The organism is uncultured Microbulbifer sp., assembly GCF_913055755.1.
Taxonomy (GTDB): Bacteria; Pseudomonadota; Gammaproteobacteria; order Pseudomonadales; family Cellvibrionaceae; genus Microbulbifer.
In genome coordinates, this window is record NZ_CAJXKH010000067.1 from 1 (window position 1) to 22,295 (window position 22,295).

General features: G+C 61.5%; 18 protein-coding genes and 1 riboswitch. All 18 genes read right to left on the reverse strand.

Annotated elements, in window-relative coordinates:
* On the reverse strand, window positions 1–4,193 hold a 4,193-nt coding region (locus QZ511_RS11800), incomplete at its 3' end, for an isopeptide-forming domain-containing fimbrial protein (protein WP_295802589.1).
* 264 nt (window positions 4,194–4,457) lie between these two features.
* Window positions 4,458–5,831, reverse strand: coding sequence for a TonB family protein (locus QZ511_RS11805; RefSeq protein ID WP_295802591.1), 1,374 nt, complete (start codon window positions 5,829–5,831; stop codon window positions 4,458–4,460).
* Between the two features lie 9 nt (window positions 5,832–5,840).
* A complete protein-coding gene (locus QZ511_RS11810; RefSeq protein ID WP_295802593.1) occupies window positions 5,841–6,416 on the reverse strand; it encodes a biopolymer transporter ExbD in 576 nt (191 codons plus the stop codon).
* Window positions 6,413–7,027 (reverse strand): biopolymer transporter ExbD, encoded by a 615-nt coding sequence (locus QZ511_RS11815; RefSeq protein ID WP_295802595.1) that lies wholly within the window; start codon window positions 7,025–7,027, stop codon window positions 6,413–6,415. Before QZ511_RS11815 ends, QZ511_RS11810 begins: the two co-directional genes overlap by 4 nt.
* Complete coding sequence (locus QZ511_RS11820; RefSeq protein ID WP_295802621.1) at window positions 7,027–7,803, reverse strand: MotA/TolQ/ExbB proton channel family protein; 777 nt, start codon at window positions 7,801–7,803, stop codon at window positions 7,027–7,029. Before QZ511_RS11820 ends, QZ511_RS11815 begins: the two co-directional genes overlap by 1 nt.
* Window positions 7,804–7,903: 100 nt before the next feature.
* The gene (locus tag QZ511_RS11825; RefSeq protein WP_295802597.1) at window positions 7,904–8,224 is read right to left on the reverse strand and encodes a hypothetical protein; all 321 of its coding nucleotides are present in this window, start codon (window positions 8,222–8,224) and stop codon (window positions 7,904–7,906) included.
* A complete protein-coding gene (locus QZ511_RS11830; RefSeq protein WP_295802599.1) occupies window positions 8,224–8,811 on the reverse strand; it encodes a tetratricopeptide repeat protein in 588 nt (195 codons plus the stop codon). Before QZ511_RS11830 ends, QZ511_RS11825 begins: the two co-directional genes overlap by 1 nt.
* Window positions 8,808–12,041 carry a tetratricopeptide repeat protein gene (locus QZ511_RS11835; protein WP_295802601.1) on the reverse strand — a complete coding sequence of 1,078 codons (3,234 nt, stop codon included), beginning with the start codon at window positions 12,039–12,041 and terminating at the stop codon, window positions 8,808–8,810. The genes QZ511_RS11830 and QZ511_RS11835 overlap by 4 nt, the downstream gene beginning before the upstream one ends.
* A complete protein-coding gene (locus QZ511_RS11840; RefSeq protein ID WP_295802603.1) occupies window positions 12,034–14,163 on the reverse strand; it encodes a tetratricopeptide repeat protein in 2,130 nt (709 codons plus the stop codon). The genes QZ511_RS11835 and QZ511_RS11840 overlap by 8 nt, the downstream gene beginning before the upstream one ends.
* A 2-nt stretch (window positions 14,164–14,165) precedes the next feature.
* On the reverse strand, window positions 14,166–14,684 hold the full coding sequence (locus QZ511_RS11845; RefSeq protein WP_295802605.1) for a hypothetical protein: 519 nt from the start codon (window positions 14,682–14,684) through the stop codon (window positions 14,166–14,168).
* A 366-nt stretch (window positions 14,685–15,050) separates the two neighbouring features.
* Window positions 15,051–15,530: a molybdenum cofactor biosynthesis protein MoaE gene (locus QZ511_RS11850; RefSeq protein ID WP_295802606.1), complete on the reverse strand. Its 480-nt coding sequence runs from the start codon at window positions 15,528–15,530 to the stop codon at window positions 15,051–15,053.
* A 2-nt stretch (window positions 15,531–15,532) separates the two neighbouring features.
* Entirely contained in the window at window positions 15,533–15,781 is a 249-nt protein-coding gene (gene moaD, locus QZ511_RS11855; protein ID WP_295802608.1) for a molybdopterin converting factor subunit 1, read from the reverse strand.
* A complete protein-coding gene (gene moaC, locus QZ511_RS11860) occupies window positions 15,778–16,284 on the reverse strand; it encodes a cyclic pyranopterin monophosphate synthase MoaC (RefSeq protein WP_295802610.1) in 507 nt (168 codons plus the stop codon). Before moaC ends, moaD begins: the two co-directional genes overlap by 4 nt.
* A complete protein-coding gene (moaB, locus tag QZ511_RS11865; RefSeq protein ID WP_295802612.1) occupies window positions 16,281–16,796 on the reverse strand; it encodes a molybdenum cofactor biosynthesis protein B in 516 nt (171 codons plus the stop codon). The genes moaC and moaB overlap by 4 nt, the downstream gene beginning before the upstream one ends.
* 198 nt (window positions 16,797–16,994) lie before the next feature.
* Window positions 16,995–17,990 (reverse strand): GTP 3',8-cyclase MoaA, encoded by a 996-nt coding sequence (gene moaA, locus QZ511_RS11870; RefSeq protein ID WP_295802614.1) that lies wholly within the window; start codon window positions 17,988–17,990, stop codon window positions 16,995–16,997.
* Window positions 17,975–18,136: riboswitch (molybdenum cofactor riboswitch) on the reverse strand. (Overlaps the previous gene by 16 nt.)
* Window positions 18,137–18,234: 98 nt before the next feature.
* Window positions 18,235–19,713 (reverse strand): pyruvate kinase, encoded by a 1,479-nt coding sequence (gene pyk, locus QZ511_RS11875; RefSeq protein WP_295802615.1) that lies wholly within the window; start codon window positions 19,711–19,713, stop codon window positions 18,235–18,237.
* Between the two features lie 56 nt (window positions 19,714–19,769).
* Window positions 19,770–21,074 carry a glycerate kinase gene (locus QZ511_RS11880; protein ID WP_295802616.1) on the reverse strand — a complete coding sequence of 435 codons (1,305 nt, stop codon included), beginning with the start codon at window positions 21,072–21,074 and terminating at the stop codon, window positions 19,770–19,772.
* Between the two features lie 129 nt (window positions 21,075–21,203).
* On the reverse strand, window positions 21,204–22,295 hold a 1,092-nt coding region (locus tag QZ511_RS11885; RefSeq protein WP_295802618.1), incomplete at its 5' end, for an NCS2 family permease.

The window sequence follows — 22,295 nt, forward strand, 5'->3', positions numbered from 1 at the left end:
TGCCCCGCCTCAACGCTGGCCAGGGTGAGACTGATATTCTGCCCGCTGCTGTTGTCCACCGGGGTCACCGCGACACCGGCTACGGTAACCGCCGCACTGTCATAGACCAGTGCCGTCGGCAGGGTATCGGTGATCACCAGGTTATTGCGCACGATATTGTCCGCGGGCACGGTAATGCGGTAAGTCACCTGTTCGCCAATGGCCGCCTCGCTGGTCGGCGACAGCAGGGTTTTCACCGGCGGCCGGGCGATGCTGGCATTGATCATCCACACCTGGGTAGCGGTGCCCTCGGTGTATTCCTGCCCGGAAGTTGCCGGCAGGGACCAGTAATTTTCCAGTACAGCCTGGTTGCTCCAGGCACTGGTGGTGGTCACATCGGTGTGGAAGCCGATGGTGTAGTCCACCGTCAAACACTGTCCCGCCGGCAGCGGTACATCGTCGTGCAACACGATACGGAATTCTCCGCCGCGCGCGGGCGCCGTGTAGTCGAAATCGGATGCCGCAAGAGCCACACCATTGATGGACACCGCCGGCGCTGTTGCCAGCTCGGCCTCGTCCAGCTGGGTCGCCAGGGTATCGCTGAGCGCCACGTTGTACGCCGGCGCAGCGCCGGGGGCGTTGCAGGTTTCCAGCGCAAACTGCATCTGCTGGCTGGCCAGATCCACTTCAAAGGGGCTTGCCTGGGAGCCATCGCCATTGACCGTCACCGGGTTGGTGCCGTCGGTAACGGTCCCCACCTTGGTCATCGCAGACAGCACGGGTTGCAACACGTCAACCGCGTCTGTGGCGGGAATAGGCGCCGCAGCGCCGGAGTAATTCAGCTGCGCACTGTTGGGCAGGTTGCTGGTTTCGGTATGGGTCAGGGTATCGGTAACGACTTCGGCAACATAGTCGATGACCAGGGTGTCGTTGCTGCTATTGGCATCCGGGGTATTGGTGATATCCCCAAGGTCCCAGGTCAGGGTGCCACTGTCACCGGCGGCAGGTACCGCGACCGGTGACACCGCGATATTGCCACCATAGGTCAGGTTGGCGCTGACCAGCTGCAGGCCTGCGGGCAGATTGTCCACAACCTGCACAGACCCGGTCACGCCCTCGCGCAGCGCGATGGTCAGCTGGTAATCGACGGTATCGCCCACCCGCAGGGTGCGGTCGTCGGCAGTACTGAATGTCGTATCGTCCCAGCTGTCTGCCAGCACCGTCTTGGCAAAGCCGCTGGTGTCGTCAGTAACCAGCGGCGTACTGGAGACCTGGATAAAATAATTGTTCAGCCCGGCAGCATCCGGCGCATCGGCACCGGATCGCTCATCGGAGATGGCGCCATCGAGGGAAGTCCAGTCAGCCAGTACCAGGTTGACCAGTTCGCTGACAACGACACTGTTCACCAGGACCTGGTAGGTCAGAATGAGTTCACCACCATTCGCGGGAATATCCAGGTTGGAATCCGCATTGCCACGGCCCCAGGTGAGTTCACGGCCGGATTGCGACGGGGTGGCGATAAAACCCGGGACACTGCTGCCATCGATAGTCAGGGTCGGGGTAAAGCCCGGGTCCAGCACCAGGCCACTGGGCAATACGTCCACCAGGTTGACGTCAAAGGCCGGAGAGCTGCCACCGTTGATCAGGGTTACGGTGTACTCGAGAATATCGCCGCCCTGGGCCGCAGCTGTGCCGCCGCGGGTGATGTTGGTGACCGTCTTGGTGGCCGCCACATCCGGTTCGACAATGGTCATCTCCCCGGTGGTATTGCCTCCCACCGGATTCTGGCTGCCACCCTGGGTGCGGCTGAAGGTATAGCTGGCGGCATTGCTGAAGCCAGGGCTGTCATCCTGGTTGATCAGGTCGTTTTTGAGGCGCACCTGCAGTGTCACCACCGCCTGCTGCCCCGCGGGAATATCCAGGCCGGTGACGGTGTCCTGCAATACCAGGTTGCTGGCGCTGCCGGTATTGGTCAGGGGGTAATCCGTCCCGGAGATATTGGCACTGGCACCAATAAATGCCAGGTTTGCCGGCAGGCTGTCGAGCACCTGCACATCGTAAAGCGGCGTCGGCACCGGTTCCTGGGGCACGGTGATGGTGTAATCGAACACTTCACCAATGGCGACGGTTGTATCCGCGGGGTTCTGTTTCAGCAGGGGGCCCACGTCGATGATGTCCACCACCGTTGCATCCGGCATAGCCGCGGGCGGATCCGCCTGGTTGTAGACACCGTTTACATTGGGATCGTCACTGCTGGCGGTGAATCCGCTACCGCCAGAGTTCGCATCTTCTGCGGCCATTTGCGCCTGGTTGCTGGCCGTATCCCCCGTATCGAGAGTGGTCAGGACATCTACCTGGAAACGCAACTCGATCGAGGACAGTGCGGTGTTCGGCAGAACATCGAGATCGCCGGTGACGGAAATCAGGCCCGAGCCATTTACGCTACAACTTGCGCCCGCCGGACAGGTGGATTGATCAATGCTCACCGACGACAGGTCAAAATCCAGGCCGTTCAGCTGGTCGGTGATACTGACATTGAACAGGTTTTCACTGAGATTGAACAACCGCAGAGTGTATTCCAGCGTATCCCCCGGCGCCGCGACGGTCGCGGGAGACTGGCCGCTGGTGATATTGCGGACCGTCTTTTCAAAGTAGTAACCGGTCAGGGCGGCGGTTACCGTGGCCGCATCCTGTTCGTCGTCGGTGCCGACGGTGCCGTCGGAGCGCTGGCCGGTAAATCCGACCCGGCTGGAATTATCGCTGGTATCGTTGAACCAGCCGGTGGCGGCGGCCACATTGGTCAGGGCTTCACCGTCCCCGGGCTCGTTGGTACTGCCGGGCTGATCCAGCCGGGAGGTATAGGTAATCTGCAGCGTCTGGTTGGGGGCCAGGCCGGGCGCACCGGCGTCATCGGACAGTTCCAGGGTGAGCAGACCCTGGGCAGGATTATAAGCAAGGGCGTAGTCGCTACCCTGTGTCAGCGCCACGCCTCCGATGGTCACGGCTATCGGCGTGGCCGCGTCGGTGGTGGGATCGAACTCCCGCATCCCAACCGGCAGCTGGTCCTCAATTTCAATTCCCCAGGCCGGTGAACCGCCCACGTTCTGTACGCTCAGGGTGAATTCCGGCAGATCGTCAAAATTGATCGCGCTGGCGCCGGTGGACTTGGTCATCACCAGATCCGGGGCGGAAATACTCAGCAGCTCGGCAACACCGTTTTCCCCGGGCAGTGGATCGTAGAACTTATCGCCGATCTTGCGCCCGAATTCCCACTCGGCGACATTGATAAAGGTCTTGCCGTTGTAGTTGTTGGGCGTATCCCGCAGCACCACCTCAAACTCGAAGTGCACCTGCTCCCCGGAGGAAAGAATTGCGGGATTGATGATCTCCAGGGCAATTTTCCCGGGATTGTTGTCACTGCCGCCGCCCTCGTAGGTACGGGTGAAATCCGTTCCTTCGACCATGTCGATACTGCCGTAGCGGGCGCGCACCTCGATCACCCGCAGGTCCACACCGAGTGCACCCAGGTCATCCCAGATGGTGATGGCCTGGATGTCGTTGGGGGATCCCGCACCCGGCAGTACGGTGCCGGACACCGGGTCGTACATCACCGGAATATCCAAGGTGTAGATAAAGGGCACACCCACAGTTACCGAAGAGATGGGAGTACCGGACAGGTCCGTGGCGCTCTTGTCGATTTTCTCGACCGGGATGATCAGATCCTGACAGCCCTCTTTTACCGAGCTGAAGTCCGAGCCGTTGACCGCCCAGATATAGGCCTTGCCGCCTTCCACATTGGCACAGGCAAAGTTGCCGGTGTAACAGACGTTGTCAAAAATAATCAGGGTGCCGTCGGTGACACTGGCAAAGTTCAGCGTGGAACTCAGCGGGTTATCACAACTGAAGTTCTTGACCGTACAGGAGCGGTCGATGGAGAGCTGCTCGGACCCATCGAATGCGCGGCCGTCATTGGCGAGATAACCCGGGCCGTCAATCACACATTCCTGCGGGCTCCCCGGGTCGGTTGGCGAAGAGGGACCAAACTCGAAGTCTGACGTGGCGAAGTTGGCCGCGAGCGCCACCTGGCTGAATGGCAGAGCGAGCATTGCACCAAGCAATAGCCGGCTGCATGCCACCCGCAGCAAAGCGCCAACGCTGCAGGCCAGGCCAACAAACCCGCTTTTCTGAGATTTCAGTCCATTCACATCTGACATCGTCGTCACTTATCAGCCGCCAATCTGGTTTCGAGCCGCCGCCACAGGGTGGCTTCGGGTGTTTTCACCGGGCACACAGCACCCGGTGGCGTGACTTTAACGACATGCCGAAAAATTGACCGTGAAGCAATTCAAAATAACTGCGCGAGGCGGGGAACTTTTTTGAGGTTTGCCAAGCGGTTCTCAGGCAAAGCTCAGGTAGTTTCTTAAGAATGGAAACAACCACCCGGGCCAGAGCCCGAGTGGTTGTTTTTTGACCCGCGGTTACGCAGCGGGCAGGAAGTCGATCGGATACAGGATTGTGATCGTGGGCACACCTTCCTTGGGACCGAAGTTGAAGCGCTTCACTCGCGCGACAATCTTGCTGTCCAGGGTCGGCGAGTCCATATCGCTGCTTTCGACCTGCGCCAGGGACACGGAGCCGTCGGGTTCGATGGTGATCTTCAGCACCATCTTGCCCTGCAGTGCCGGGTTGTTGCGCAGCTCGCGGTTGTAGATCCGGTACAGCGCCGACTTGTAGCGGTCGAACACAATCTGGATTTCTTCGTCGGTGCGCGACGGGCCCATGCCGTCACTGAGCGGCCGCTCTTCGCCGGCAAAGTCGCCCTCGGTACCGATGCCGCTGCTCACGCGGGAGAAGCTGACCCCTTCAAGCGCCCCACCCACGCCACCGGAGTTGCGGCTCAGGGCTGCGGTATTGATACCGTCGGACCCGGACTTCGCCGCCGCGGTGATCAGTGAGCGCTGACTGCGGTTCTCCTTCTTACCCGCGGTACTCAGCTGGGTCTGCTCGCCAAGGCGGTTGTCGAGGTCGTCCTGGATAAGGTCCTGGAAGTTGTCCTTGAAGGCCAGTACCCCGGCACGCTCGACTTTCTTGCGCGCCTGTTTTTTCTCAACATTGGAGGGCTTGGGCTCTTCCTTGGCTACCTGCTGCTTGGGCTTCTCGGGCTCTTTCTTCTTCTCTTCCGGCTTTTTCACCGGTTCCGGCTTGGGCTTGGGCTTTTTCTTCTCCAGTACCAGTTTGGCCAGGCGCTCGGGAACTTCCACCACCTCGTCTTCATCCGGTTCCGGCAGTTGCCATACGTGGATGCCAAAGCCGAGGAAGAAAGCCACCAGCAAACACGCCAGCAAACTGACGCGGAAGCGACGCTCGTCGCGACCGTTCGTATTCCACGGCATGATGGCGCTGCGGAAGGCAGACTGATCCAGCTCGCGAGTCACTTCGAACTCGTAGTGGACATCCTCTTCCTGCTGGCGGATCTCGCGGAACTCCGCATCCAGATCGAACAGCTCATCGTGGCAGTCTTCGATCTTGTCCTGCACCTTCTGGCGGCGCTCGTTCAACAGATCGAGGTTGGCGTGATAGATACTGACGGTTTTCTGCAGCCGGTGAATCAGCGCCTTGGACGCATCTTCCTTGTAGTGCTCGGCCCAGAACAGGTCGCCGGCACCAGAGGCCTCAAGCTTGTCCAGGCGCTCGGAGATCTCGTCCAGCAACTGGTGCTTGGCTTCGTCCCTGCGCAGATCGTCCAGCTTGCCGTCTACGACAGCACGTTCGGATTCGAGCGCACTGAGGCGGCGGCGCACAGCATCTTGCTGTGTGCTGAGAGCCTGCTTTTGCTGATGAAAATTACTCACAAACTTTCACTAACTCTGAGATGCTTTCTGAATAACCGCCAGGGAAATTCGCGTGTATCCGGCATTGGTGCAGCTGGACATGACTTTTTTCAGGACATTGAAGGGCACGGTGCGGTCCGCCAGGATATTCACCTCCGGCGGCTCCGCCAGCAGTTCCGCAGCCTCGGCACTCACATCCTCACCCGCTGCAGCGCGCTCTGCCAGTGCAGCCTTGGCCTCTTCCAGTTCGGTGTCAGCCATGGTCATCGCCTTGCCGACCTCCTCGATCAGGGCCTGCTGGATGGCCTCGATCACCAATTCTTCACTCTGGTACAGGTCTTCGGTTTTCATCACCGGCTTGGCTTCGATCAGAACCTCGTCGTGGGTCACCATGAGGGTAACGGTTTCCCGCGGTTTGGATTCCACCACCGAGTCCGGCAGGGTGATGACTTTGGGCGCTTCAATCGCCTCATTGCTGGCGCTGTTGGTCAGCAGGAAGAACACCAGGATGGTGAATACATCCATCAATGAAGTCAGGTTCATACCCGGTGTCTTGCGCTTGCGGCTGCGCGCCATGCGCTTCATGCGTCTGCTTTCACGTTTCACGGCGCATCCCCCAGGGAAATATCGGGAAAGAGCTCGACTCTTTCCGGGGTAACTTCTGAATCCACCTGCGCGCCCGGCTCAGTCTCGGGCATGACTTCGGTACCGCGCACCGCATCCATCACACCGACGAGGTGCTCGTAGGCCACGTCCTGCTCCATCAACAGAATCGAATCCGTTTTCTCCGGATAGGACTCCTTGATCCGCAGCAGGAATTCACGCAACTTGGCCAGGTCGTACACTTCTTCTGTTGGCAGGACCTGCGGCAGGCCATCCTCCGCGTTCGCAGCGGTATCCTCTGGTGCCGTTTCCACGGCCGCGGCATCCGCCTCTGCGGCCTCCTCGCCCTGGTTCAGGTTGGGGAAGCGTGCGATGACCTTCTCGCCGTCGCTGATTTCGAGCACATCTTTGCGCACCACCACTTCGACGGTAACCGAGGGATCATCCGGAGCGCCGCCACCGGCACCGGTGGGCATATTCAGCTCGAGGATGGTCACCCGGGAAAACACTGCGGAAACCAGCAGGAAGGGCACCAGCACAACCATCAGGTTGAGGAATGCGGTGATGTCCAGTTCCGGGGCTTCTTTGGCCCTGCTGTGACGCCGGCTTCTCATTACGCAGTTTCCGGGTTGGTTTTCTCAGCGGGCTTTGCAGTTGCGGCAGCGGGTTTGGCAGCGGCCCTGGCCTGCTGGGTCTGCTGCACATCGCGGTTTACCGGCTTCTTGGCCTTGTCCTCTTCCGCTGCGTCACTGCGGCGGCGGGTGCTGGAAGACATGATGTTCAGCGCCTTGACGGAAACCATTTCCAGGCTGTCGACGATCTGACCGGTCAGCGAGTTGAGGAGTGCGTGCACAACCAGCAGCGCGATACCCACCATCAGGCCGAATGCGGTGGTGTTCATGGCCACGGAGATACTGGCGGACAGCAGGTCGGCTTTCTCCGCCGGGTTGGCGTTGGCCACCGCGGTAAACGCTTCGATCAGACCCATAATGGTACCGAGCAGACCCAGCAGCGTGGCGATGTTGGAACCCAGCGCCACGTACGGCGTGCGCTTTTCCAGCTGCGGGATGGTCTCCATGATGCTTTCTTCCATCGCGATTTCGATATCTTCGCGACGGCGCACGGCACCCTGGCGAGCCAGGCCCATGGAAAGGAGCCGGCCGACACCGGTATCGTCGTCTTTGACCAGGTTGCGGGCGCGGTCAAAATCACCGGCATTCAGCACCGGCTGGAGCTTTTCCCAGGTGGCGCGGTTGGTGTGCCGCTCGTACACCAGGCGAATGTAGCGTTCAATTGCTACCGCGGCGCCCAGCGCGAATACCACCAGAATGGGGTACATGAACGCACCACCAGTCTGAAAAAACGCGATTACGCTGTTAAAGAAATCCATCATTAGCCCTCTTGGTTTTCTTTTCGGTTCCGCGGCTGCTTCCGCTTTCCCTGTATTGACCTTGTCGGTCGGAGTTAAAGTTTAAGTACTTGGTCAGGTTTCAGTCTTGCGACTGGCTCAGCTGGTAGAACTCCAGCTCGCGCATAAACACTTCTTTATCCAGTGGTTGCAGCGTGGGATCCAGCAAGCTGGAATTCAGGCCACTCTCCACCCCCACTTCGGAACTTTTCCACGGCACGATGTAAAGCGATTTTGGCGCTTCCTTGTTACCGATAATGGAAATACCGGAAAGCTGTTTAACCTCGTTGTCGACCTTCTTCTGACTTGCGTCATTTTCGTCTTCTGCCGCGACGCTCCACGGCGCAGCGACAACCAGCACAAAGGCAACAAAAGAGTGCAAAAGCTGTTTTTTCTGCTTCATCAGTTCGCCCGCCGTTTCAGGTCCGCCACCCACACAGAGACCGTTGAGTCTTCCGGTTCATATTTCAGGTACTGCTGGAATTGTGCGAGTGCACAATTCACATCCTGGAGATAGAGGTCGCAGAGAATTCCGAGATTCTTGATCAATGGCAGATTATCCGGGTGAAGCCTTAGCGCGTCGGTGTAGGTTGCGCGGGCCTCGTCGAATCGCCCCTGGCGGCGATAGAGCACACCGAGTTCACTGCTGGCCACCGGGTCCAGCGGGGCAGCCCGCAACGCTTCCAGGTATGCCTCTTCCGCATGCTTTTCATCGCCGGTGCGGTAGTAGGCAATACCGAGATTGACGTAGGGCGCCGGCAGGCGCTGCTCCCGCGCGGTGACGTCCAACAGCAGCTCAATAGCTTCCGGGTACTGCTCACCCTGCATGTGTTCGACCGCGCGGTTGAAGTCGCGGGTCACGCTGCCGGACACCTTGACCGCGCTTGGGTCCACCGGGTGCCGGGAAGTCTGCGGGCCGGAGGCACAGGCACTGAGCAGTAGCGCCGCGGCGATCAGTACCGCCTGAACGAATCTGGATTGATGGTTCATCCCTGTTCCTCCGCTACCGCAGCCGCCGTGTCCGCCTCTACTACAGGTTCACCGGCAGCATTACTTTCCAGTTCCGCTTCCGCTTCTGTTTCCACTTCCGGCAGCGGAACTATGCTGGTGATGATATTGCCCGCATCCTCTTCCCGCGCATAGCGGGCCGGCACCAGTCCGGCGAGCTGGCCGATACTCTTTTCCACCCAGCGGTTGTAGATGCCGGCGGCCATCAGGTCGATGTTTTTCTCGTGGACCGAGATGGCCTTTTCCTCGAACGGATAAATCTGCTCTTCCAGCGCCAGTTCGTACTCTTCCAGCTCCAGCGCACTCAGATTGGTGGGGCGCTCGGAATCTTTCAGGGCCTGGCTGAAGTGCAGGTAAATTTCGCCCAGGTGGTAAGTGGCCGCGGCAGTCACGTCCGCCACCTTATAGTCGATCAGGTCGGAGTAGGCAGTGATGGCCGCTTTCATGCGCGTGCGCTTGTTGTTCAGGTTGCGCTCCAGTGGCGCCACCAGCGCGATCTCGCGGAAGGCGTCAAAATGCGGCTCTGCCAGTACCAGTGCCGCGTTGCCGGCCAGGTAGCGGGTGCGGTCGTTGCGCTCGTTGCCGCCGCGTACCTCGATGCGCACCATGTCCTCGAGCGCTTTGAAATAGGCCTGGCGATTGCCGCTGTTGTTGTGGATTTCGGCAATCTTCTGCCGGGTCTCCAGTGCCGGCTCCATCGGGCTCGGGAACAGCTTCACGTAGCGGTTCAGCACCGCCAGCGCCTTGTCGTTGGCCCTGGCCGCAGCGTACAGGTCTGCGGCCTGGGTCAGCGCTTCGCGGCGTACATCCTCGTCTTCGGATTCCTGTTCGATGCGTTCGAACTCGGCACCTGCCAGCAGCAGCTGGCCACTCTCCTGGTAAACCACCGCCAGTTTCTTGGTGACTTCCCTCTGCAGCTCATGCTTGGGGTGATTCGCGCGGAACGCCTTCAGCACTCCGGCAGCGCGAGTCCAGTCTTCCAGCTGGATCAGCGATGCCGCAGCATCGTATTCCGCCGTGGCGAGAATGGTGGCGCCGGGCGCTGCTTTGCGGATACGCAGGAAATGTTCCGCGGCCAGCTGGTGATTTTCCTGTTTGCGCGCCACATCACCCTGCTGGTAGATGGAGCCCGCCAGATTGTCGATCAGGTCTGCGCGGTCCTTGGCGTCCGCAGCGGTCAGGGCCAACGCTTCGCGGTAACCGGCTTCCGCATCGGCGTAGGCAGCAGTATCGAAGGAGGCGTGGGCCACCAGCATCCACGCGGAACGGCGAATACCCTGCTCTGCCGCGGGGAATTTCTCCAGCAGCAGGCGACCATTCTGGATCGTCTCAGCAAAGTTCTTCAGGCTGTACAGGTCATCCACCGCACCCAGCAGGATTTGCGGTGCCTTGCCGTGCTCCGGGAAGGTTTCGGCAAAGGTCAGGGAGGAGCGAATGATTTCTTTCTGCACAACCGCCTTTTCCGCGGAGCTGCCCTTGACCAGGTTGTTTTTCAAGTGCTCGCGGTAGGCAAATACTGCCGCGTAACCCGCCTCGCTGGCATCCTTGTGTTGCGGATACTGGTAGGCGGTGCGCTCGTATTCCTGCGCCGCGTTCATAAAGTCGCGGTTCTCTAGCATCAGGCCGGCGAGCTGATAGTTGATCTCCGGCGCCTTGGGCTGGTCGGCGAAGGACTTGAGGTAACGACGGTACCAGTGAATGGCCTCCGCGTAGTTCTCGCTTCTCTTTTGCTGGAAGGCCTTGTCCTTGGGCTTCACGTTCTGGTACGCCGCGTGGTAGTGGCTGGCCAGGTCGATCAGGTTGGTCTGCAGGAACTCCACCACGGTGGCGTATTCCTGGATATCGAAAACGGTCCAGTATTCCGCTTCCAGCCCGTAGGTGTTGGCAAAATCTTTCTTGGATTCCAGCACCAGTTTCGGGAAACCACCCTTCTGGTAGATCTCGATCACGCGAATGGAAAAGTCCGGCGCGACCCTGTGCAGCGGGTTGCGCTCGACGAAGGCGGTATAGGCTTCGGCGGCATCCTGGTAGCGGCGCTTGTCGAGGAAGTATTCGCCCAGGTGGCTGTAAACGTACGACTCGTAGTCCCGCGCACCCTTGCGGTTGAAGTAATCCACAATGTACTCGGCGCCACCGAGATAGGAGAAGCTCAGGCTGATGACACGGAAGGTGTCTTCAATATGTTTGCGCTCGGTCTCGTTGGTCTTCTGCTCGAAGTCATAGCCCTCGGAAACCTTGTAATCGAGCATGCGCACATAGTCGTCCAGTGCCATCTCGTACAGTTCCTGCTTGAAGAGGGACCAGCCGCGCTTGTACAGCGCAATTTCATAGAAGCTGGAGACCACGCCCATATCGATGACACGACCGTAGGACTCTTCCGCATCCCGGTATTTCTTGCGGGTGAAATAGTATTCACCGAGGCGGAAATAGGCCTCATCCACATGGCGGGAACCGGGGAACTTTGCCACCAGTTCACGCAGCACCGCGACCGCCTCATCGATCTGCCCGATTTCTTCATAGGCGCGGGAAAGCTGGTACATCACCTGGTCGTTGCGGTCATACAACGGGTACTGCACCAGCAATTTCTTGTACAGGGTGATGGCTTCGCGGGCGTTGGCGGCCAGCAGCGCCTCGGGATCGTCCCCGGGCACGACACCGGCAAGATCCGCGGCTGCGGAGGTATCGCTGGCAATCTCCACGGCGCCGGCAGCACGGGCCTCAAAGTCCGACTCGCTCTCTCCGCTGCTGCGGGCAACGCTGTCCAGCTCCACCGACTGCTGCGAAGCGCCCGCTGCAATACTGGCCGCTTCCGGCGCATCCAGGTTTGCCTGCCGGGTCCCTGCCTTGCGCAGCTGCGCCTGCTCCACAGAGCTGGCCACTTCTTCCGCGGAGAGAATGCGGGTTTCCGTGGAGGCGGAATAGCCCCCCTCTTCCGCGCGGTGCGCCTGCTTGATTTTCAGGTCGGCAATCCGGCGGATGGCTTCCGGGGTCAGGGCTGTTTCCGGGGTTTCCTGCAGGTATTTCTGGTAACTGGCGAGGGCCTTTTCCAGGCTCCCATCGATGCGGGTTTCCTGAATTTCGATATCGACTTTCTGCAGGCTGGCAATGGTCTTGCCGCTGTTGCTGGCGCAGGCACTGAGCAACAGCGCAGTGGAAGCAACCGTGGCAAGGCCCAGGGAACTGAAGCGGGTACAGAGCAGTTTCTTATTCATCGTCCGCTCCCTCTCCGGTTTCATCTCCAGGTTCTTCGCTCTTTATCTCTTCACCCTGTTCCGGCTCGCCGAGTTCCGGCGGGTTGTCGGTGGGCAGCAATTCGCCGTCGGGATGGTCGGCTGCGGGAGCCTCTTTGCTCGCCTCCCGCTCTTTCAACTGTTCAACCTGTTCGCGATACTGCTCGACCTTTTGCGCATCCTGGCGCTGTTCCTGCAACTCGTTGGCGCGGTCGTAGCTGTCCGCAAGGGCAAAGCGGGCCTTGATCTGGTAATCCTCCAGCTGTGCGCGGCGCTGATCCAGCTCGTGGATGGCAAGCTGCTCCAGCATGCGCCCCTGGCGCGCCATCAGCATATCGATCCTGTCCTGGGATCGATTGAGGCCGCCGCGTAGCTTTCTGATCTGATCGTCGTAGCCTTCGTAGCTGTGGGTGGCGGCCTGGCGACTGCGCACATAGCGGTGGTAGGTTTCCTGCAGGGTGGCGATCACCGCATCCAGCTCCTGCAGGTGCTTGTAGGCTTCGGTCAGGCGCTGGTCGAACTCTCGCGACAGCTGGAATTTCAATATACCCTCGAGTCGCGCGACGCGGGCTTCGGTTTCTTCGCTGTTGAGGCTCGGTTTATATGCGAGCAGCGCGCGGACTTTTTCCAGCCGCAGGCGCGCCTCGGTCTCGTCACTTTTCGCCAGCAGTTCCGGGCGGCGGTTGACCAGCAGGTTGTCGATACGGCGTGCCAGGCGCTGGCGCTGCTCCATGCGCATCTTGATCCGCGCGTCGACCTGGCGGAACTGGACATCCAGCCCCGGCAGAATCGGTTCGTAATAGCTGCGGCGCAGGGCGATGATTTCGTCAAACGCATCGAGGCTTTCCAGCCACGACTTGTTGCGCTCGAACAGGTCGTTCAGGTCCTGGTAGTTGCGCAGAAACTCCTGGTAATCGTTGGACGCCATCAGGTCCAGCAGGTAGTGGGTTTCCGGCGCGCCCGGCAGCTTGCGCAATTCCACCACCCAGTTCTTCACCTGGGTGGCCTCTTTGCGGCGCAGGGCTTCCAGCAATTTGCCTTCGCGAATACTGGTGATGGAGTGTGTCAGCACATCCACCTGCTCACCGAACAGGTCCAGTGCCTGGCCGTAATTCACCGCCGCGGTACTGTGTACATCCAGCTTGCCGTAGGCGTAGGGCACCGCCAGCATGGCTTCGTGCACCGCGGGATTGGTGGGCTGGCGCTGCTTCAGCAACTGCCAGGGCACCAGCGCGCGATCGAAGCGGCCGGCGTTGGCCTCCACCCAGCCGGCGCCCAGTAGCGCCTGGTTGGAAAAGGGGCCAGAGAGCTGCACGCGGTCAAAGTAGGTGCGGGCGCGCTCGAATTCTTTCGCTTCCATCAACTGGTAGCCGAGCAGCAGATTGGTTTTGTCCTGCAGCGCCTGCATGCCCTCGCTGTTGCCGGCATCGCGCCCCAGGGCATCCAGTTCCTGCAGCCCTTTTTCCGCTTCACCGGCCTTCAGCAGGGCGATACCCAGGTTGTATTCCACAAAACCGGCGAGGGATTTTTCCCCTTTCAGGTCGCGCAACAGGGCGACGGCTTCCTCGAAGCGTCCCAGCTGCATGTATACCCGCGCGCGCAGGAACTGCTCTTGCGCGCGCACGCGCTCCGGCACCCGGCCCTCGATCATCTCCAGTGCGTGCAGCGCATTGGCGAACTGCTGCTTGTGGTAGTGGATGCGGGCGAGGCGGTAGGCGGCTTCGTTCTTGATCGGCTGGGAGACATTGCCCTTGAGCACGGCCTCGATGGCCCGGCCAGCCTCCTGGTGCATGCGATAGGAAAGTTCCAGGTCGCCCACGGCGAATTCCGCCTGGCCGAAGTGGATGCTGAACGGATCCAGTTCCGGGTCATCCAGCAGGCGGTACTGCTTCAGCTCGGTATCGAGGCCGACAATCGCATCGAAGTACTCATCCTGGTAGGCGTCGAACAGGGCTTCGCCGAAGAACAGGTCTTTCAGCTCTCTGGTCTGCAGTGCGGTGGGGTCGGCGGACTCTTTGGCGTGCACGGGCGCTGCCGCACCGAACAGTACGGCGAGACTGCACAGCGCGGTGCCGGCAATTGCGCAGGCCAGGCGGGGCAACATGCTTACCAGTCCTTGAAGTTGATGGCTGACTGGGTTCCGGCGATCTGGATTTCAACGAATTTGGGGCCTACCGCCTTTTCCACGCTGAAGCTCGCAGTACCGCGGTATTCCTTGCCGGACTTGGACTTGCCGAAGTAGCTGACCACCAGCGGGTGGGCACCGGTCTGGACGTTGGCGGTGTGGATGCGCTGCACCCCGCCCTGCTGCAGGGCTTCAATTTCGCGGTAGGTGTAGAGGTGGTGGGCCACGACCTGGTTGTCGAGCTTGACCTCCACCGACTCCAGGCTGAACTCTTCGCCACCGGACAGCGACACAAAAATGGCGGCCTGGGTGTTGGAGGGGAACAGGAGCTTTTCCTCGAGCCGGTTCAGCTCGGAGGTAAGATCAATCACGTCTTTCTTGACGTCCTGGATCTGTTCGTCGAGACCGCGAATCTCCTCGCGGCTCACGTCCTGGGCATTGGCCAGAACTGGCAGTGACAGCAGCAGCGCCGTTGTCAGCGAAATCAGAAATCTACACATATCCCTTATACCTCAGGCCCCGCCCCGTGAGTAGGAAGTAGAAACACTGCACTGAGGCCCGCAGTGAGTGCTTAGCGGTGCGATTGTATGGCAATAGCGACGGGGGGATATGTGAGGCGCTTCAAATCTCACGCAAAGAATTGGAGGTTAATTTTTTCTTTAAATTCAATGAACAAGCGATAAAAGCTCGACAATGTGACAGGTTTCACGGCCTGTGCGCGGGGTGCCAGTGCGAACTGCCTCGCAGTTTTGGCAAAGTACGAGAGGAATATCACATGAAGAGTGTAAACCGTACGGCAACAGCCGTGAGGAACGCTAGCAAGTACTCACTTTCGAAATTTCCGGGAAGGCGATAACGGGCGAGGGTTACCACTTTTTAAGCGCATCCTCATCACTGCTGCGGGCTTCCACCCAGTCGCCACTGCCTCCATCACTGTCCAGCTCGCGCTTCCAGAACGGTGCGCGGCTTTTCAGGAAGTCCATGATAAAGCTGCAGGCATCCAGTGATGCCTGGCGGTGGGCGGAAGTCGTACCCACAAACACGATCTCGTCACCGGCGGCGAGCCTGCCGTAGCGGTGGATGATCCGGATCCGCCCCAGGGGCCAGCGCGCCGCCGCCCGCTCGGCGATCTGGGTCAGTGCCGATTCCGCCATGCCCGGGTAGTGCTCGAGCTCCAGCACCCCCACTTCTTTGTGCTGGCCGGCAGCCGCCGGGGAAAAATCCCGCACATTGCCCACGAACATGGCGGTGGCGCCGTCTGCGGTATTGCCGCTGCGCAGCCCGGTGTATTCGGCTCCGGGGTCAAACCCCTGCACCTGTACCGAAACGGAAATTTCCGCGGCCATGGCTAACCTCCGGTCACCGGCGGGAAGAAGGCCACTTCGTCGCCGTCTTTGACCGCGGCATCGGCACAGGCCAGCTCCTGGTTGAGCGCCATCTGCAGGCGCTCGTCCGCCAGTGCAGCGGCCCACTCAGCGCTCTGCTGCCCGAGCTTGTGGCGCACGCCATCCAGGGTTTCCACCCCCTCACCGGCCAGCTCCAGGCTGTCGCAGGCGAGGCGTTCGCGCAGGCCGGCAAAGAACAGCACCTTGATCATTGCCCTTGCTCCCGGTGCCCTTCCCCATGGTGCCCGGCACTCCAGTTGCCGCGCTTGCCTCCGGTTTTTTCCTGCAGTCTTGTCGGTCCGATCACCATCGCCGGGTCCACCGCCTTGCACATGTCATAGATGGTGAGTGCGGCCACGCTGGCGGCGGTGAGCGCTTCCATTTCCACTCCGGTGCGGCCGGCGAGGCGGCAGAAGCTGGCGATGTGCACGGTGTTGCCGGCTTCATCGAGGGTGAAATCCACCTGCACCTTGGTGAGCGCCAGCGGGTGACACAGGGGGATCAGGTCGGCGGTTTTCTTGGCGGCCTGGATGCCGGCAATGCGCGCGGTGGCGAGCACATCGCCCTTTTTGTTGTTGCCGGCCTTGAGCTGGGCGAAGGCCTCGGCGGACATGGCGACGGCGGACTGGGCGCGGGCGGAGCGGTCGGTGATGTCTTTGTCGGTGACATCGACCATGCTGGCTTCGCCCTGCTGGTTCAGGTGTGTGAGGGTCATTTCGACAAATACCCCACGAAGTTGCACGGTTTGTGGCTGGCGGTGAGCTGTTCCTGCAGCAGTTTGCTCCAGCCGGTGCGGCAGGCGCCGGTGGAGCCGGGCAGGCAGGCGATCAGTGTGCGGTTGGCGATGCCGGCGAGGGCGCGGGACTGGATAGTGGAGGAGCCGATTTCCTCGTAGCTGATGGAGCGGAACATTTCGCCGAAGCCGTCGATGTGTTTGTCGAACAGGGGGGCGAGGGCTTCGGGGGTGGAGTCGCGCCCGGCGAAGCCGGTGCCGCCGGTGGAGATGATGACCTGAATTTCGGGGTCGGCGATCCAGGCGGAAACTTTGGCGCGCAGGAGGTATTTGTCGTCGATGACGATGGCTTTGTCGGCGAGGTTGTGACCATCTGCTTGCAGGGCTTCTACCAGGTACTGGCCGGAGGTGTCGTTTTCTTCGGTTCTGGTGTCGGAGACGGTCAGTACGGCGATGTTGAGTTTCTGGTTTATATCTATTGGCTCGTGTGCCATTGGATTTTTACTCCGTAGCCTTTTGGTGCTCTGTTCTTGGTTCTGTGGCGGCCGGGCACCGGGGGCGGGTTTTCAGGACCGCTGTGAACCCATCCATGGGCGCTTCGGCGGCAACATCCCTGTTGCCGACGATCCTGAAAACCCGCCCCCGGTGCCCGGCCTTCAATTCCGGTTTTTGTGCTTCGTAAGCGTTGTGGATTACCCACCGATAATCGAGAGGTTCTGGGTGCCGCCCGTATTCCCCTGTTGCAGGTAGTGGCTGACTTCTTTGTTGCCGATCAGGTCTCTTACTTTTTCTGCCAGCAGGTCTGCGTCGCCGGTGCGGATGGTCTGGCGCAGGTCGAGCCCGGTGTCGGAGAACAGGCACAGGTGCAATTTGCCCTGGGCGGAGACCCGCAGGCGGTTGCAGCTGGTGCAGAAGTCATTGCTGTAGGGGGTGATCAGGCCGATGCGGCCGGCGTAGTCCGGGTGGACGTATTCCCGGGCGGGGCCGGCGTCGATGGGTCTTGGCAGGAGTTGCCAGCCGGTTTCGATCAGCTGCCGCTCAATTGCGGCGCCGCGCAGGTGGTTGCTGGCGAAGTATTCGCGGTTGTCGCCGGTCTGCATCAGTTCGATAAAGCGCAGGGTGACGGGGGTGGTTTTGAGCCAGTGGAGGAACTGTTGCAGGCGGGCCTGGGCGCCGTCGCTGAGCAGTACGGCGTTGACCTTGGTCTGCACGCCCAGTGCCAGTGCGCGGTCGATGCCGGTGAGAATTTTGGGCAGGCTGTGGTGGCCGGTGATGCGGGCGAATTCTGCGGGGTCGAGGCTGTCGATGCTGATGTTGAGCTGGTCGAGCCCGTTCTGCTGCCAGGTGTCGATGACCCCGGGCAGTTTGTAGCCGTTGCTGGTGACGGCGACCCGCTGGATGCCCGGGGTGCTGCTGGCGGCCTGGATCAGTTCGGGCAGGTCTTTGCGCAGGGAGGGTTCGCCGCCGCTCAGGCGCACTTTGCGGGTGCCCAGTCTGGCAAAGGCGTGCATGACGGTGCGGGCCTCGGCGACACTGAGGTCCGGGGGCCGCTGGCCGGCACTTTTGTCCTGGGTGTAGCCGTCGGGGAGGCAGTAGTCGCAACGGAAGTTGCACACGTCCGTCACCGACAGGCGCAAATAGTAAAAGCGACGGCCGTGACCGTCTTGCAGTATTTCTTGTTGTCTCATCACCTTTCCAAATGCGGGAGGCCGTTCGGTTTCCCTCGCGACCCTGGCGGGCTAGCAGTGCTGCCCGCGGCCAAATGCTCTTATCTCGCGTTCTTCAGGAAAGAGTCCCGGGACTTAGAACAGGTGGCTCGGTGTATTAGTGTTCGGTTTCAATCAAAACCGCTTTCAATTTATAACGCCTGCAGAAATAACGCCAGTTCTGCAGCTCCCGGACAGTATATGCCGGTTCCGGTGGACGTGGGATTCAGTCCTCCACTTGCAGGATTTTCAGGGTATTTGTTCCGCCATGGGACTGCATCAGGTCGCCGCGGATCAGGATCGCCAGGTCTCCCGGGCGGGCGATGCCGTGCTCCTTGAGGATGCCCAGGGCGCGGGTGTTCAGCGCCCGGTCGTCCTCGTCGCTGCCGGGCTGGAACAGGATCGACAGCACGCCGCGGTACAGGGCCATGCGCCGCTGGGCCACCGGGTCGTGGGCCAGGCCGACAATGGGCAGGCCGGAGCGGATGCGGGAGGCGATCAGCGGGGTGTAGCCGGTCTGGGTCATACAGGCGATGGCAGTCACGCCGGCCAGGTGGTTGGCGGCGTACATGGCGGACAGGGAGATGGTTTCGTCGATGCGGCTGAAGCCCTCGTGCATGCGGTGGCCGGATTCCTGCGCGGATTTCTCGCGCTCGGCGCCGAGACACAGCCGGTGCATGGCCTCCACCGCCTCGACCGGATAGTTACCGGCGGCGGTTTCCGCCGACAGCATCACCGCATCGGTGCCGTCCAGCACCGCGTTGGCCACGTCGAACACCTCGGCGCGGGTGGGCAGCGGGGCGGTGATCATGGTTTCCAGCATCTGGGTGGCAGTGATCACCGCGCGGTTGAGCTGGCGCGCGCGCTTGATCATGCGTTTCTGCACGCCGATCAGGGCGGCATCGCCGATTTCCACCCCGAGGTCGCCGCGGGCCACCATCACCGCTTCCGAGGCGCGGATGATATCGTCCAGCACTTCGCTGTCCGCCACCGCCTCGGCGCGCTCCACCTTGGCCACCAGGCCGATGTCCCTGCCCGCTTCCCCCAGCAGCGCGCGCGCTTCGCGCATATCGTCGGCGCCGCGGGGGAAGGAGACGGCGAGGTAGTCCACGCCGATCTCGATCGCGGTTTTCAGGTCCTGCTTGTCCTTGTCGGTCAGCGCCGCTGCGGAGAGGCCGCCGCCCTGTTTGTTGATGCCCTTGTTATTGGAGAGTTTGCCGCCAACGGTGACGCGGGTATGCACTGCGCTGTCGCTGACGGATTCCACCTGCAGCACCACGCGGCCATCGTCCAGCAGCAGGGTGTCGCCGGCGGCCACATCGCGGGTCAGCGCCTTGTAATCACAGCCCACCCGCTCGTCGCAGCCGGCGCCGCTGTCGAGCTGCATATCCAGCACAAACGCCTGCCCTTCTGCCAGGGTTACCGCGCCGTCCTTGAAGCGGGCAATGCGGATCTTGGGCCCCTGCAGGTCTCCCAGCGCGGCCACGGTTCGCCCCAGGTGGTCGGCGATTTCCCGCACCTGCTGCAGGCGCCGGCGGTGGTCGTCGGCGGTGCCGTGGGAAAAGTTCAGCCGCACCACGTCCACCCCCGCCTGCAGCATTTTTTCCAGCACCCCGGGCTTGTCGCTGGCGGGGCCGAGGGTGGCGACGATCTTGGTGCGGCGGATGGGCTTGGCGGTGCGTTCGCTGGCGGGGGTCTGATTCATGGAATTTTCGGCTTGAGCCTCCGATTAATTGCGGCGAATCAACGCCCCCCAAGCGCTCACTCTGTTGGCATCACCAGGATGGCGCGGAAGTCGTTGACGTTGGTTCTGGTGGGGCCGGTGACGATCAGGTTTCCCAGCTCCGCAAAGAAACTATAGGCATCATTATTCGCAAGGTACCCGGCGGGGTCGAGACCCTGCGCCTGCATCTTCTTCCAGTCAGCGGGGGCAAAGAAGGCACCGGCATTGTCTTCCGAGCCGTCGATGCCGTCGGTATCGATCGCCAGCCCGTAAATCCCGGGCGCGCCCTCGAGTGCGGAGAACAGCCCCAGCAGGTACTCCACATTGCGCCCGCCGCGACCGTTGCCGGTGACGGTGACACTGGTTTCTCCGCCGGACAGGATCAGCAGCGGTTCGCGGGTGGCCCGCTGCGAGGTCAGCGCCAGTTGCGCGTGGGCGGCACCGAGTTCGCGCGCCTCCCCCTCCAGGTTGTCCCCCAGCACCCGCACCTCGATTCCGGCGGCGAGGGCAGCCTCGCGCGCCGCCTCCAGGGCATCGGCGGCCTTGGCCAGTACGTCGGCACTGTCCCGCGCGAAGGCGGCATCTTTCGGGTCCGGCACATCGGTGGTGCCCTGCAGGTGCATCAGTACCTGGTCGTCGATCTCGATGTTGTAGTGGCGCAGGATCGCCAGGGCATCCGCCGGAGTGGATTCGTCCGGCAGTGTGGGGCCGGAGGCTATCAGGGTGGGATCGTCCCCCGGCACGTCGGAGATCAGGTAAGTGACCACTCGCGCCGGGTGTGCAGCCGCCGCCAGGCGACCGCCCTTGATCGCCGACAGATGCCGGCGCACGGTGTTGATATCGCGGATCGGTGCACCACTGCGCAGCAGCGCCTTGTTGATGCCCTGCTTCTGCGCGAGGCTCAGCCCTGGGGCCGGCAGCGACATCAGCGCGGATCCGCCGCCGGAAATCAGCGCGATCACCAGGTCGTCCTCGCTGAGGTCACTCACTTCCCGCAGCATGCGCGCGGCGGCCTCTTCCCCCAGGCGGTCCGGCATCGGGTGCGATGCCTCCAGCACCTCGATATTGATGCAGTGGGCGCCGTGGCCGTAGCGGGTAACCACTACCCCGCCGAGGGCGCGGCCCGGATAGTGATGGCACCAGGCGGATTCCAGCGCGGCCGCCATCGCCGCACTGGCCTTGCCCGCGCCGACCACCAAAGTGCGCCGCCCCGGCTCGGGCAGCGCTTGAGATATCAGGTTGTCCGGGTGTACCGCCTCCACGGCGATATCCGCCAGTGCCTGCAACCACTGGGATATTTCCCGGGAATCCGTGTCGGTATGGATTGGCGGCAGTTGTTTCACGTGATCATCTCCCTGCTTTGCTTGCCCGATACCGGAATATTGCAAGATCGGTTCCCATTTCGGCACCTGTTGCCTTGCCGTTTGCACAGCGACCGCTATTTACCCCGGTGTCACGCCCGCGGCGCGCCCTCACAGAAACGCGAAGCGGGCGAGAAAAATGGCGCTGAGCACATACAGGCTGAGCGAGATCTGCCGGTGCTGGCCGGTGCACAGTTTCAGCACGGTATAGGTGATAAACCCGAGGGCGATGCCATTGGCGATGGAAAAGGTGAGCGGCATCATGATCATGGTGATCACCGCGGGAATCGCATCCGTCAGGTCGCCCCAATCGATGTGCGCCACCCCGCCCATCATCAGCATCGCCACATAGATCAGCGCGCCGGCGGTGGCGTAGGCCGGGATCATGCCCGCCAGCGGGGCGAAGAATACACACAGGATAAACAGCACCCCCACGGTCACCGCCGTGAGCCCGGTGCGCCCGCCGGCAGCCACCCCGGAAGCACTCTCCACAAAACTGGTGACCGGCGGGCAGCCGACAAAGGCACCCAGCACGCTGGAGGTGCTGTCGGCCTTCAGTGCCCGCGGCAGGTTCTGGATTTCATTGTTGGACTCGATCAGCCCGGCGCGGAGTGCGACGCCCATCAGGGTGCCCGCGGTATCGAATATATTGATGAACAGAAACGCCAGGATCACACTGACCATGCTCAGGTCCAGGGCGCCGCGGATATCCATCGCCAGCCACGTCGGCGCCAGGCTCGGCGGCGCCGATACCAGCCCGCGGTACTCCACCAGCCCCAGCCCCCAGCCGATCAGCGTCACCAGCAGGATGCTGATCAGGATGGCGCCGAATACCCGCCAGAAACTCAGTATCCCGATCAACAGAAAGCACAGCGCCCCCAGCAGCGCCTGCGGCTCGCGGAACGAGCCGATGGTCAGCATGGTGGCATCACTCGGCACCACGATACCCGCGGACTTGAGCCCGATCAGCCCGAGAAACAGACCGACCCCGGCGCCCATGGAGTAGCGCAGGCACAGGGGAATGCTGTTCATGATCCACTCCCGCACCCGTGACACACTCATCAGCACAAACAGCACACCGGCAATAAACACCGCCCCCAGTGCCACCTGCCAGCTGTAGCCCATATCCCCCACCACGGTGTAGGCGAAGAACGCCGTCAACCCGATCCCCGGCGCCAGCCCCACCGGCCAGTTGGCATAGAG